This is a genomic window from Vibrio sp. R12-SW3-ISO1, assembly GCF_059834005.1.
Window position 1 is genome coordinate 56,963 of record NZ_JCBDGK010000040.1, and the last position, 13,008, is coordinate 69,970.

The 13,008-nt window shown below is 45.5% G+C and carries 14 protein-coding genes; 7 read left to right on the forward strand and 7 right to left on the reverse strand.

Features of this window, described 5'->3' with window-relative positions:
- The first annotated feature begins 4 nt into the window (after nt 1-4).
- Entirely contained in the window at nt 5-865 is an 861-nt protein-coding gene (gene pstB / locus AC6R0R_RS11050) for a phosphate ABC transporter ATP-binding protein PstB (RefSeq protein WP_085342764.1), read from the forward strand.
- A 9-nt stretch (nt 866-874) separates the two neighbouring features.
- The gene (gene phoU, locus AC6R0R_RS11055) at nt 875-1,522 is read left to right on the forward strand and encodes a phosphate signaling complex protein PhoU (protein ID WP_500626704.1); all 648 of its coding nucleotides are present in this window, start codon (nt 875-877) and stop codon (nt 1,520-1,522) included.
- 113 nt (nt 1,523-1,635) lie between these two features.
- Here phoU and AC6R0R_RS11060 read toward each other — a convergent pair whose 3' ends face one another.
- From AC6R0R_RS11060 to AC6R0R_RS11085, 6 genes are all read right to left on the reverse strand, one after another.
- Nucleotides 1,636-1,872, reverse strand: a complete 237-nt coding sequence (locus AC6R0R_RS11060; RefSeq protein WP_161441081.1) for a thioredoxin family protein — start codon at nt 1,870-1,872, stop codon at nt 1,636-1,638.
- Between the two features lie 9 nt (nt 1,873-1,881).
- Nucleotides 1,882-2,886, reverse strand: a complete 1,005-nt coding sequence (locus tag AC6R0R_RS11065; RefSeq protein ID WP_500626705.1) for a permease — start codon at nt 2,884-2,886, stop codon at nt 1,882-1,884.
- A gap of 132 nt (nt 2,887-3,018) precedes the next feature.
- On the reverse strand, nt 3,019-3,585 hold the full coding sequence (locus AC6R0R_RS11070) for a sigma-70 family RNA polymerase sigma factor (RefSeq protein ID WP_500626706.1): 567 nt from the start codon (nt 3,583-3,585) through the stop codon (nt 3,019-3,021).
- Nucleotides 3,578-4,642: an ACR3 family arsenite efflux transporter gene (arsB, locus tag AC6R0R_RS11075; RefSeq protein ID WP_500626707.1), complete on the reverse strand. Its 1,065-nt coding sequence runs from the start codon at nt 4,640-4,642 to the stop codon at nt 3,578-3,580. Before arsB ends, AC6R0R_RS11070 begins: the two co-directional genes overlap by 8 nt.
- A gap of 45 nt (nt 4,643-4,687) precedes the next feature.
- A complete protein-coding gene (locus AC6R0R_RS11080; protein ID WP_500626708.1) occupies nt 4,688-5,026 on the reverse strand; it encodes a metalloregulator ArsR/SmtB family transcription factor in 339 nt (112 codons plus the stop codon).
- A gap of 343 nt (nt 5,027-5,369) precedes the next feature.
- Nucleotides 5,370-6,563, reverse strand: a complete 1,194-nt coding sequence (locus AC6R0R_RS11085; RefSeq protein ID WP_500626709.1) for an acetate/propionate family kinase — start codon at nt 6,561-6,563, stop codon at nt 5,370-5,372.
- Nucleotides 6,564-6,939: 376 nt separating this feature from the next.
- On the opposite strand from AC6R0R_RS11085, the gene AC6R0R_RS11090 reads away from it, so the two are divergent.
- The 5 genes from AC6R0R_RS11090 to AC6R0R_RS11110 all read left to right on the forward strand — a co-directional run bounded on the left by AC6R0R_RS11090 (nt 6,940) and on the right by AC6R0R_RS11110 (nt 11,942).
- On the forward strand, nt 6,940-8,553 hold the full coding sequence (locus tag AC6R0R_RS11090) for a putative bifunctional diguanylate cyclase/phosphodiesterase (RefSeq protein ID WP_500626710.1): 1,614 nt from the start codon (nt 6,940-6,942) through the stop codon (nt 8,551-8,553).
- Between the two features lie 364 nt (nt 8,554-8,917).
- A complete protein-coding gene (locus tag AC6R0R_RS11095) occupies nt 8,918-9,997 on the forward strand; it encodes a porin (protein WP_500626711.1) in 1,080 nt (359 codons plus the stop codon).
- Nucleotides 9,998-10,166: 169 nt separating this feature from the next.
- Nucleotides 10,167-10,553 (forward strand): Cu(I)-responsive transcriptional regulator, encoded by a 387-nt coding sequence (gene cueR, locus AC6R0R_RS11100; protein WP_500626712.1) that lies wholly within the window; start codon nt 10,167-10,169, stop codon nt 10,551-10,553.
- Nucleotides 10,554-10,648: 95 nt separating this feature from the next.
- Nucleotides 10,649-11,161 carry an RNA-binding S4 domain-containing protein gene (locus AC6R0R_RS11105; RefSeq protein WP_500626713.1) on the forward strand — a complete coding sequence of 171 codons (513 nt, stop codon included), beginning with the start codon at nt 10,649-10,651 and terminating at the stop codon, nt 11,159-11,161.
- Nucleotides 11,162-11,327: 166 nt separating this feature from the next.
- Nucleotides 11,328-11,942, forward strand: coding sequence for a response regulator (locus AC6R0R_RS11110; protein WP_487902300.1), 615 nt, complete (start codon nt 11,328-11,330; stop codon nt 11,940-11,942).
- A gap of 11 nt (nt 11,943-11,953) precedes the next feature.
- Here the strand turns inward: AC6R0R_RS11110 and AC6R0R_RS11115 are convergent, their stop codons facing one another.
- Complete coding sequence (locus AC6R0R_RS11115; RefSeq protein WP_500626714.1) at nt 11,954-12,850, reverse strand: LysR family transcriptional regulator; 897 nt, start codon at nt 12,848-12,850, stop codon at nt 11,954-11,956.
- Nucleotides 12,851-13,008: the final 158 nt, after the last annotated feature.

Sequence of the window (13,008 nt, forward strand, 5' to 3'; positions counted from 1 at the left end):
AACAATGACGACACAAACCATTTCAACTTTCTCTAGCCAATCAGCGGCAACCGAGCAAGACAGCGTGAAACGCAGCTCAACGATATCGGCTGCTTCCTCAGTGAAAGAGACGCTTCGTGCAGAAGTCAAAAACCTCAATTTCTGGTACGGCGGTAAGGTTCATGCTTTGCACAATGTCAATTTACCGATTGCGGATAAAAAGATCACCGCATTGATTGGCCCATCTGGCTGCGGCAAGAGTACACTGTTGCGCAGCTTTAACCGAATGCATGACCTCTATCCAGGCAATCGCTATGAAGGAGAAATCCTGTTGCATCCTGGTGCTCACAATCTGATTGATATGGATCCTGGCTTAGTCCGTTTAACGGTCGGCATGGTGTTCCAAAAGCCCAACCCTTTCCCGAAAAGCATTTATGAAAATGTGGTGGCTGGGCTGCGTATTCGCGGTGTCAGTAACAAAGCCGAGCTTGATGCTCGTGCAGAAGAGTCGCTACGAGGTGCAGCGATTTGGGATGAAGTCAAAGACAGACTTCACACCTCTGCCTATGGGTTATCTGGAGGGCAACAACAACGCCTTTGTATCGCGCGAGCATTAGCGCCAAAACCAGATTTGTTGCTACTGGATGAGCCGACATCGGCATTAGACCCCATTGCAACTGCCAAGATTGAAGACCTACTGAGCGACTTGCACAAAGAGACTACGGTAGTCATGGTAACGCACAACATGCAACAAGCAGCGCGTATCTCTCACTATACTGCTTACATGCATATGGGCGAAATGGTCGAATTTGCGCCAACAGATACCTTGTTTACGTCACCAGCAAAAGAGAAGACTCGCGACTACATCACAGGCCGTTTTGGTTAGGAAGATAAAATGGAAAATCATACACTAAAGAAATTTGATCGTGACTTAGAACAGATAAAAACCGAACTCAATGAACTCGCCAGCATTGTGTTAAAAGAGTTCGAGCAAGCGATTGATGTCTTTGATAAACCTAATACTGAGCTAGCCGATAACATTGTTGCTCAAGACCGTATCGCCAACCAGTGCTTGAGTAACATCGAGCAACATGGAGCCAGAGTATTAGCTCGTCAACATGCCGTAGCCGATGACCTGCGCTTTATTCTCTCATCAATGCGCATCGCACCCAGGTTAGAACGTGTCGGTGATTATGCAAAATCGATGGCGGTAAAATCGAGTAAATTCAAGCAAGTTATTCCTGATGAACTTAATGAGATATTCCACCAGATGCATTTACACCTAGTGACAATGCTGCGTAGTGTCATTGAGGCATACAATACTAAAAATGCTACTCAGGCGAATGTTGTCTGGGAAGGCGATGATACGCTCGATGCCTATTATCGAGATGTATACACACTACTCATTCAGGGCTTTAACCAGCAAAACACTTCATCTCAACAACTGGTTGAACTGTTGTTCATTGCGAAAGGGCTAGAGCGAGCTGGCGATCATATCAGTGACATTGCCACAGATGTACAGTTTATGGTGAATGGCGCTTAAAAGCGCACTTTATGAGAGTCACGAAAGTTTAATGGTTCTATCAGTAGCTACCAATTATCTATCGCCTGTTTCTAAAGCCTTCCTTACGGAAGGCTTTTATCATTCATATTGTGTTAACGAGATAACCAATTAATCACGCTCTCGGAGCTTGGGATCCCACCTGCGTGAACCACTTCTTCATCCATGACAACGCCTGGTGTAGACATCACGCCATAATTCATGATCGTTTCAAGGTCGGTTACTTTTTCAACCGAAACATCAACGCCTTGCTCTGCCGCAACTTTCTCAATCAGTTTCGCGGTATTAACGCAGTTGGCACAACCTGACCCTAGTACTTTAAATGCTTTCATGTTTATCTCCTAAAATTGCCAGAACGGTAAGTTAAATATCCACCCCATAACAGTAAATGCTGTCAGCAGTAGACTAAAAAGAAGTCCCAGTAAGCGCCATTGCATCACTTGTTTTAGCATGACAAATTCAGGGACACTTGCAGCGACAGTGCTCATACAAAACGCTAATGTCGTACCAATGGGAAGACCATTTCTCAGTAAACTCTCCATGATAGGAATCACCCCCGTGGCATTGGAATACAAAGGGATACCAATTAAGACTGAAGCTGGAACCGACCACCACTGACCTGCGCCTAAGTGGGCTTCTATCCAGCCATCAGGTACAAAACCATGTAAGCCTGCACCTATACCCACGCCAATAAACACCCATTTCCAAACCCGACCGATGATTTCAACCATTTCTTGTTTGGCGAACTGATGTCGATACAAAAGCGTGATTGCAGACTCTTCGTTACTAACGTTCAGATTTCCCTGAGTATGCTGTTGGGCTTGGGCTTTCTGCATGGCTTTTGCTGCAAATGGCTGTAACCAACGCTCTGCTCCTATCAGATCCAGCAACCAGCCACTCAACATCCCGATAAGCATTCCAATCAGGACGTACATGATGGTGAATTTCCACCCGAGTAGGCTAAACAGAAGCAATACTGCGATTTCATTGATCAATGGCGAGGTAATCAAAAATGCCATGGTGATCCCAAGTGGGATACCTGCGGAGGTAAAGCCAAGAAAAACGGGAATGCTTGAACATGAGCAGAATGGGGTGATCGCCCCGAAAACACTCCCCGTCACATAGCCAAAAAGACGGCGCTTTCCCGCAAGATAGTGTCGTACTTTTTCAACATTTAAAGAAGCGCGGAACAAAGCAATGACATAAATCATGACGACCAGCAACGCCATGATTTTACTAGTGTCTTCTATAAAAAAGTGGATAGCATCTGCCAGCTTAGTACCTTGCTGCAAAGCAAATAGCTGGTAGGTCATCCAGTCAGCAAGATGGGTAAAGACTTCAAACATATCGGCTCCTTCAACCTCGTTATTTATTTCTTTTGTGACTAAGACGAAGTCGGTGCCGAAAGGATGCAAAGAATTTTATGAATATTTATTTTACAGGGGTGCTCTTAGACTTAATTAGATTCAAGAAACGATCTATTCTCGAAAAAAGCAACAAACACGCTGTTGTTCGTCGAAACGTATATGACATTGCGTTTGCAAAACGTGTTTGAGTTTTTGTCTAGCACGCTGAATACGTGATTTGGTTGCCACTAAAGTAAGTCCATTTTGCTCGGAAAACTGCTGTTGAGTAAGACCTTGTAGGTCACACTGTTTGATAATTTCGCTTTCAGACGCAGTCAGTTTTGATAGCGCTTTAGGTAGGCATTGAGCGAGGCTATCGACGGCGGGAAGTTCATGCTCTTCCAATATCGGCTCATTATCACTCAGATCCTGAACTTGTTCTTTATTCGCCTTACGTTGCTTATCAATGAGCATATTCCGCGCTACCCGATATAGCCACGCTCTTTGGTTTTGAATATCGCAAAACGCTTGCTTCTGCTGTAACGCCTTCAAGAAGGTATCTTGTAGTAAATCAAAGCTCAGCTCGGGATCACCTGTTTGCTTAAGCAGCCAGTAGTAAAGCTCGGACTCGGAAAGATGCCATGTCTCAATGAGACATGGCACTGCTGAAGTTTGTTTCGAAATACTGCTCTTAGGCATAATATTTACGCTTTATTCTCAAGGCAACGTTAACCAACGCGATTAAAACTGGCACTTCGACCAAAGGTCCAATCACACCAGCAAATGCTTGGTCAGAGTTTAATCCAAATACAGCGATTGATACGGCGATAGCTAGCTCGAAGTTGTTACCAGATGAAGTAAAGGCGATGGATGCATTTTGGTCGTAAGGAATACCCATACGCTTCCCAATGTAAAAGCTCACAAAAAACATCACCATAAAATAGATGATAAGTGGTACTGCAATACGGAATACATCCATCGGTAACTCAATGATCATTTCACCTTTCAGGCTAAACATCAAAACGATGGTTGCCAAAAGCGCAATCAGGGTGATTGGCGAAATACGAGGGATGAAGACTTCGTTATACCACTGTTCACCTTTTGCCGAGACCAATAGCTTACGGCTTAGGAAACCCGCTAAGAAAGGGATGCCTAAGTAAATTAAGACGCTTTGTGCAATATCCCAGATAGTGATGTCAACAACGAAACTTTCAAGACCAAAGTAAGGGGGTAAAACAGTAATAAACAGCCATGCCATAAAACTGTACGTGACAATCTGAAACGCGCTATTTAAGGCAACTAAGGTTGCTCCGTACTCTTTGTTTCCGCCGCTGATGTCATTCCAAACCAACACCATTGCGATGCATCGAGCAAGGCCAATCAGAATAAGTCCCACCATATAGCCAGGTTGATCACGTAAGAAAATGATGGCCAAGATGAACATCAAAATCGGTCCCACGAGCCAGTTCATCACTAAAGAAAGCGTTATCGCGCGTTTATCACGAGTTACCTCACCTAAAAGGCTATAGTTCACTTTCGCCAATGGCGGGTACATCATTAAGATGAGGCCAATAGCAAGTGGGATATTGGTTGAACCAACAGATAGGCTTTCGTTCCACTGAGCGACTTGAGGAAATAACACGCCAATCCCGACACCAACTGCCATTGCAAGAAAAATCCATACGGTTAAGTATCGATCAAGAAAACTCATTTTTTCAGATGCGCTGGTTTCGACACAGCTTGAGACATTACTCATACAAACCTCTTTCATTTAAAATTGATAAACCAACGGAATAGAGCATTATTCGTTCACAACATTCGTACATGATTTGCCTTTGATGAACTGGAACTCTGACTCGATAAATGTCAAATTATGCTTAAGGGTGATCTCCAGCACTTGCTTGACCCAAGGAGCTAACACGGGGTTGATTTGGTAGTAAACCCACTTACCACGTCGCTCATCCAGAACAAGCTCGTGTTTTCTCAATTCGGCAAGATGCCGAGAGACTTTGGGTTGACTGAGATTTAGCGCTTCCATGAGATCACAGACACACAACTCTCCTTGCTTCTGCATTAACAGCAGAGACTTAAGCCGAGTTTCTTCAGAAAGTGCTTTGTAAAGAAGGATTGGATCAAACATAGGAACCATTCAATGCCATAAAACATATGAAATATCATATATCTTATCTTTCATATATGTCAATTCTCCAATTAAACAGTGCTTCTGAGAGATAAGTTAGATTAGGAAAAGTAAGTTGATAACTATGAGAAATTAGCGTCTTAGTATTGAGACTAAATTGGAATGAGGCAAAAACAAGTCAACACGAACCTTGCAGACTTAAGGACATAAAATGAACTACAGAAGTCAATAGAGCGAGTAATGGAGGTGCCGTCATGCGCTGCTTTGCGATGGTCTATCCAACATATGAGCACAAAAAAAGCGAGCACAAAGCTCGCTTCTATCTATTTGATTTTAAATGTAATTAAAGCAATTCAACCGACTGTTGGGCGATCACAAATTCTTCGTTAGTTGGAATCACTAGGGCGAGTGCGTTAAGCAGCTCAGACTTACCAATGATACCCGCGTTGCCAAAGCGTGCGTCTTCGTTACCCTTCACATCTTCGACAAAGCCAAGTAGACCTAGGTTATTTAAGATCTCGCGGCGGATATCCAGCGCATTTTCACCGATACCACCGGTGAAAATGACCGCATCTAGGCGATCGAGTGGGATCAGGTATGAGCCAATGTATTTGGCGACGCGGTAAGTGAATACCTCGAATGCCAATTTCGCGCCTTCGTGGCCCTCTTCCATTGCTTGAAGAATACCGCGCGCGTCAGAAGTGACACCCGATACGCCCAAGAAACCTGATTTCTTGTTTAGCGTTTCAAAGACTTGCTCTTGGGTCCAACCTTTTTTCATCAGGAACTCGATGATACCTGGGTCTAGGTCACCGGAACGAGTACCCATCATAAGGCCCGCTAGCGGAGTGAAACCCATTGAGGTATCGACTGATTGACCATCTTTAATAGCACACACAGACGCGCCGTTACCCAGGTGAACGGTGATGAAGCTGCACGACTCGACGGGTTTATCCAGCATTTTTGCCGCTTCGCGGCTTACGAAGTAGTGACTCGTACCGTGGAAACCGTAGCGACGAATACCGTATTGTTTGTACAGTTCGTTGGAAATTGCGCCTGTAAACGCTTTTTGCGGCATGGTTTGGTGGAACGCAGTATCGAACACGGCAAACTGTGGCAGTGCTGGAAAAGCGTCCATCGCCGCTTTGATGCCTTTCGCGCCAGCAGGGTTGTGCAGTGGAGCAAGATCAGAAAGGTTTTCGATCTCTGCCAGCACGTTCGCATCGATACGAACCGTTGAGGTGAATTTCTCGCCACCATGCACAATGCGGTGACCCACAGCGACCAAATCCTCGTCCAGACCTAGCGACTCGATGAGTAATACAATACGATTAATTGCGTGCTGATGATGGTTGTCTGGCGCGTCAACCGCTTCTTCTGTTTTCTCGCCATTAAACTTCCAACTGATGGTCGCTTCGGGCAATCCAAAGCATTCACCCAAACCGGAAACGATTGCGTCACCAGTGGCAGAATCAATCACTGCGAATTTTAGTGAAGAACTGCCAGAGTTAATCACTAGAACGTACGAATTAGACATGGGGGAGAGTTCCTGTTTCAACGTGAGTGGGGAAAGCCGTCTGCTTCATCTACTTAAAATCATTATTCAATATTTTTTTAATCTTTCAACTAATTTTATCAACATTAAACAAATCAGATAAAATTTATTGATCTGCCGCAAAGTCTGAATTTTTTCTTAGCTAAAAATTAATACAAATTGTCACCGACTTTAGGCTCTATAGAGTGTTCTTATCTGACAAAAGGCAAGCGTAAACCCTAAATGTTGCAAACATCGGATGAGACGCCGTTTGGTATTCCCGCGAGAACATGCCTACACTTTAAAAAGCAGTGTTCAGTCAATTGCGTACCCGTGAAGCTGCCCTACTTTGCTGTTAATCCGCTGATGAGAGATAAATGTGTCAACCATTGCGATAAGCTTTATTGCCCTTGGCATTCTCCTACTCGCCGCGAGCCTTGCGACCGCGCGTGAGATCTGCAACAACACTCGCTACATTGGTTGGCGGTTGCTGACATTACTGATCTTTCTATTTATCGCTGGCTATAGTGCCATTTTCCTTATTTTGCTTAATGACAGTGATGTCGGTCATGTGATGTTTGCACTCAGCAGCATTCTTTTTGCCGGCAGTGTGTTCGTCTTTATGGTGACGCGTTTTAGTTTAAGCAGTATTTCTCGCCTAAAGGATTTGGCCGAGCAAGAGAAATACAACTCACTGCATGACTCGCTCACCGGGTTGCCCAATCGCAAGTACTGCATCGACGCCTTGGATGAATACATTGTCAACGGGCGCACTTTTCAGTTTCTGCTGCTCGATATTGTCAACTTCAAACAAGTCAATGATGGCATGGGCCATTTTTGTGGTGATCAACTCTTGATTCAAATCGGTCACAGATTGAGTGCCTTGATGGGCCAAGATTCGATGTTGGCGCGTCTTGGTGGTGATGAATTTGCGGTGATTGCCAAGCTCGAGCATCGCACAGAAGGGCTTAAATTGGCCAAGAAGATCAACAAAGCGTTGAGCCAACCCTTTCTGCTCGAAGGGTTTGAGTTGACAAGCAGCGCGGCGATTGGCATAAGCCGCTTCCCCGATCATGGGCTGAGCGCCGAAGCGCTGATGAAATCCGCTGATATGGCGATGTATTGGGCGAAAAATAACGGCAACCTTATTGCCCATTATGATGAGCGCATGTACCAAGGGGCGAAACAAAAGCTGCAGATCTCACGTCAGATTGATGCGGCACTCGAAAGCAACGAGTTCCAAATTTTCTATCAACCGATCATCAATAGTAAAAAAGAGGCGGTGTGTGGTTATGAAGCCCTGATTCGTTGGATAAAAGATGACGGTACGGTGATTAGCCCCGTCGACTTTATCCCGATTGCCGAGCAGAGCCACAAAATCGTTTCAATCACCAATTGGGTGCTAAAACGAGTGACGCGGGATATTGCGCAATTTCAGCAAAGTGGCATTCATTATCCTGTTCACATTAACCTGTCCGCCAAAGATTTGATGGGCCAAGGTTTGGTCAATCAACTGCGTGAGTTGGTTGACGAACACCCAGCGATTACCGATTACATCGTACTGGAAATAACGGAAAGTACCGCCATCAACCGTTTGCACAGCCCAGAGAAACTGCTCTCTTCGATTCGGGCGTTAGGGTTCAAAATCAGCTTGGATGACTTTGGTACCGGCTACTCTTCTCTCTCTTTATTGCGTGACTTGCCCGTCGATCAAATCAAAATCGACCGCTCTTTTTTGTATCAACTGGACACCAACGATCGCAACGACTCTATTGTCGCCAACGCCATCACTTTGGCGCACGGTTTAGGGTATACCGTGGTCGCCGAAGGCGTGGAAGATCAATCGGTGCTTCGCACACTGAAAGGCTATGGCTGCGACTATATCCAAGGGTATTACTACAGCCCAGCCATGGCTCTTGACCAAGCCATTCGTTGGACTCATGACCACACGACTCAGACAGCGGCCCCACTCACTCAATCCCATAGCCTCTAACAAGGGGCTCAAACCACCGTTCAAAAAGTTATGTTTGTAGAAATTGACAGGTACAACCAGTTAGCTAAAGGTAAAATTTCGCACCCACTCATTCACGACCTATATAAGAACAAAAAAGCACAAAACCCACCATATTCACCTTCGCCTAAAAACATTCTAAAAATAACCAATAAAAAATATAAAAACACAAAACACCACCTGTAACCTGCTGTTTTTGTTTGTTATTTCAAATCTCTAACGTTTTATCATGTTTTTGAGAGCTTCATCGAACTTTCAAGATAAAGTGCATCCCACGTAATCAAACGTGATAACCCGCTCATTTCGTTACGTTTATCGAATGGGCTGATTCAATATGGACTTTATGATGAAAAAAACGATTCTTGCAGTAGCCATTGCCTCTCTTTCTTCAACAGCAATGGCAGTTGAGCTTTACAACAACGACGGCACGACTTTCGCAGTTGGCGGTCACGTATCAGTTAACCTAAACGGTTCTGAGCAAGGCGACACTGGCGTTGGTTCTAACTCTCCACGCATCAACTTCACCGCAACTCAAGACCTAGGCAACGGCTTCACAGCTGACGCTCGCGGAGAATGGCAACTGAACTACCTAGACGGCGGTGACAACACTTTCACAACTCGTCTTGGTTACGTTGGTTTAACTCATGAAGATTTCGGCCGCGCAGTCGCAGGTACTCAGTGGGCACCATACTACGACGTAGCGGGCGTAGCAGATATGCCAATCGCGTTTGCTAACGACTTTATCTACGACAACCACGGTGCATTTGGTACTGGTCGTGGCGAGAACATGATCTCTTACCGCAATGGCGTTGAGCTAGGTGAAGCTGGCGCACTAGACTTTGGTTTCGCGTGGCAAGGTCAACAAAGTGATGAGCTAGAAAACATTGGTGCATTAAACTTTGAATATGATGTAAAAGACCGTGTTCAAGCAACGGCTTCATACTCAATCATGGGCGCTAAGCTAGGTTATGCTTACAATACTGGTGAGATCAAAAACGCGACATTTGGTAAAGGCGATGCGACTTCTCATGTAGTTTCTGCTGCATACGGTTCATATGGTAAAGGTCTGTACCTTGCTGGTGTCTACGCTTCAAACGAAAATATGAACAGTGTTGACAGAACCGCTGGTACTGTGAAGTCTAGCCGTCTATTGGAAGAATCGACTGCTTACGAATTCCTAGCAGCATACGCACTACCAAATAGCCTAAACTTCAGCATCAACTACGAAATGGTTGAAGGCAAGCAATTCAAATCAACGTCTACTAAAGAAACTACTCGCGAAGAGATGGCTCTACAAGTTGAATACAACTTCAAGCCAAACTTCGTAGGTTACACTGCGTACCAGTTCGATCTAAACGACAAACCACAAAACGTGAAAGTTGAAACTAACGACATGTGGGTTATCGGCGCACGTATCTACCTATAAGTTCTAGGTAAACGACTGTCCTTATTTGCTGGCGAATATTGCTAGCTATGCTCACCCCTTTCGGGGTGAGCTTTTTCATTTTGGGCCTAGATGTTTTGGGCACTAGATAGGTGCATCAGCGATCATTTCGTAGTACAACATAACCCAACATAAGACGAAAGGAGAGCGCATGAACATTGGCAGCGTCGCAGAACTGACTGGCCTATCCAGCAAGTCTATCCGCTTATATGAAGAAAAAGGCCTCATTACCCCGCCAAGTCGCAGTGATTCCGGCTATCGCGAGTATGGCGAACAACAGGTTCAAGAGCTGAACTTAATCTCGAGAGCAAAAAACGCCGGCTTCTCTTTGCAAGAATGTAAGGAGTTCGTCCAACTGGCGCACAACCCGCAGCGTAAAAGCAGTGAAGTGAAAGCCAGAGCACAAGTCAAACTGGATGAAGTGCAAAACAAGATTCGCCAGTTGCAAGAGATTGAAAAGCAGCTCAAAGAGTGGATCGCCGCTTGCCCGGGTGATGCGAGCAGTGAGTGCCCGATCATTAAAGATTTAACACAATAGATTGCATCTTTGTTCGATGCCAGTACACTGCGCGTCACGATTGTAGTAATAGTGATGCGAGAAACGTGTAGCATCAGGATTTGTGAGAACCCGTTATGTCTGAGTATGAGTCAGAAGAGATTGAAATTGAAGCGATCGGTATTGAAATCGACTCGCAACCTATTGAGCTTTATAAGATATTTAAAATCGCCAATCTCGTCAGTGGTGGCGGTGAAGCCAAGCACATTATCTCTGAAGGCTATGTCGCGGTGAATGGTAAAATAGAAACGCGCAAACGCCGTAAGATCATGGACGGCGATTTGATCGAGTTCAACCAGCAGTACTACATCATCATTTGTGCCGATGGTGAAAGCAGCGGTGTAAACGACTACTACTACGCTGATGACACTGGCGAAGAGCACGACATCGAGCATTCGATGGATGCAACGCAGCCAAGCGCACTGGAACTTGAGGAAGACCAATCCGTCTCCCCGAATCGGGCGTCAGCAACGGCCCCTGAACAGAGCCCTTCACGCAAGCCTGAACCAGCGAGCGCACAAACATCATCGACACCCGATAAGCCAACACCAAGCAAAAGTGGCGGACGTAAGTCGATCGACTTCTTCTAAGAGATTGATATGGTCGGCATGTTGACCCCGTTGACACGCCGCTGACTAACTTTCCGAAACGGAAATTCCTCTTTTCCACACCGTCTTTCAGATTTGGATTACATTAACGCCATCGATTAGTGCATGGATGCGTTTCACGTAAATCAATAAGAGAGATAAAAGAAAGATGAACGCACAGCTCAACACACCGTTTACCACACTCATCATCGACCGTCAGCCCATGTTTCAAGAAGCCCTTACTCAGGTCATTGAGACACTTTTTCCGAATGCGCAGGTGGAAGCGACCAGCTCATCACTCAGCGCACTGCAATATTTGCGTCAACACCCCTGTCATTTGGTGGTGCTTGATGTTGAACTCGACAACTCTGACGGTTTTGAATTTGTACGCCGTGCCCGCGCTCGCGGATACACTGGTAAAATTGTTTTTGTCTCAGGCCACCATCACCCACTCTATTCCGATACTGCGCATAAAATTGGCGCCAATGGGTTTGTGTTAAAAACAGAATCGACCACCACCATTGCCGAATCGATCAATAGCGTGGTGCGTGGCTACTTGGTTTTCAAGCAAGACGCTGAGCAAAGTGCAAAACATCCAGCGCTTTCAAGTCGAGAAACCATCGTTCTCAACTACTTGATTCAAGGCTACTCGAACAAGCGGATTTCTGAGCTGCTCTCTTTGAGCTCGAAAACCATTAGCACCTATAAGACCCGCATTCTCGATAAATACCAAGTTGAGTCCATCATCGAGTTGACTCGTCTGCAAAGTCAGCTCGCCGCCTAAGTACGATAGATTTAACCGGAGAACACGTGCTGCTTGAGTTTACTCACCAGCAGATCGTATAATGGGCTCCCTCGATTCTTTAAGCGAGATATGCTGACAATCGGGGGCAGCGGCGTTCCCATAAGGCTGTCAGGGAGCACAGTCACCGCCAGATTTGGCCGCTTGGTCAGCGCGGGAAGCTTAGGTAAGAACGCAGCGCACTCGATTTCATCAAGTACCTCAAACAAACAGGTCATATTGTCTACGGTCGCGATGTCATTAATGGCAATGCCGCGCTCTGCCAATGCCACTTTGGTGGCGGCTTTCGAATGCTGCCACCCTTTCATTTCCATTAATACAAACGGCATCGCAAGCAAATCGTCTAGAGTTCGCCCAGCATAGCGCTTGGCGCAGATAATACTGGCATCACACTGCCCGAGCCTGTGCTGGTAGAGGTTCTTCGTCAAGTCACCGTTAAAGTATTGAACGCCAATATCGACTTTATCGTCAAGAATGTGGCTGACCGAATAGTCATTCCAAGTGGTGATATCAATCGGCGCACGTGGGAACGTGTCGAGCAAGTCAACCAGAAGATCTTTACCTACCAAATATTGCACCACGCTCGGCAAAGCGATTTTTATCGGCTTTTGATACAACTGAGGTTCAAACGTTTTGTCTTGTACCGAATATTGGATAAGCTCCAATCCTTGCTCAACACCAGGCAAAAGCTTGAGCGTGAACTCAGTGGGCTCAAACTCGTGTGCTCCTCTGACAAATAAAGGGTCACCAAGCTGCTCTCGCAACTTAGCGAGATGCTTACTAACCGCACTTTCGGTTTTTCCCAACTCTTTTGCGACCGGTTTTAACTGCTTATGTTTCGCCAACAGCAGCAATACTTTAAGTAAATTGAGATCAAGCTGAGACTTCATAATAAGAGACGAGTTTTGTAGTTTTGGATAATGCCACCGTAGCACAATCCACTATACTCGCCAATGCGCAGCGCCTTAGGTGATTCTCTTCACACATTCATCAATATTATTGAATAATCACTCAATAATATGGTCTATTCACTGCATCTATATCAAAA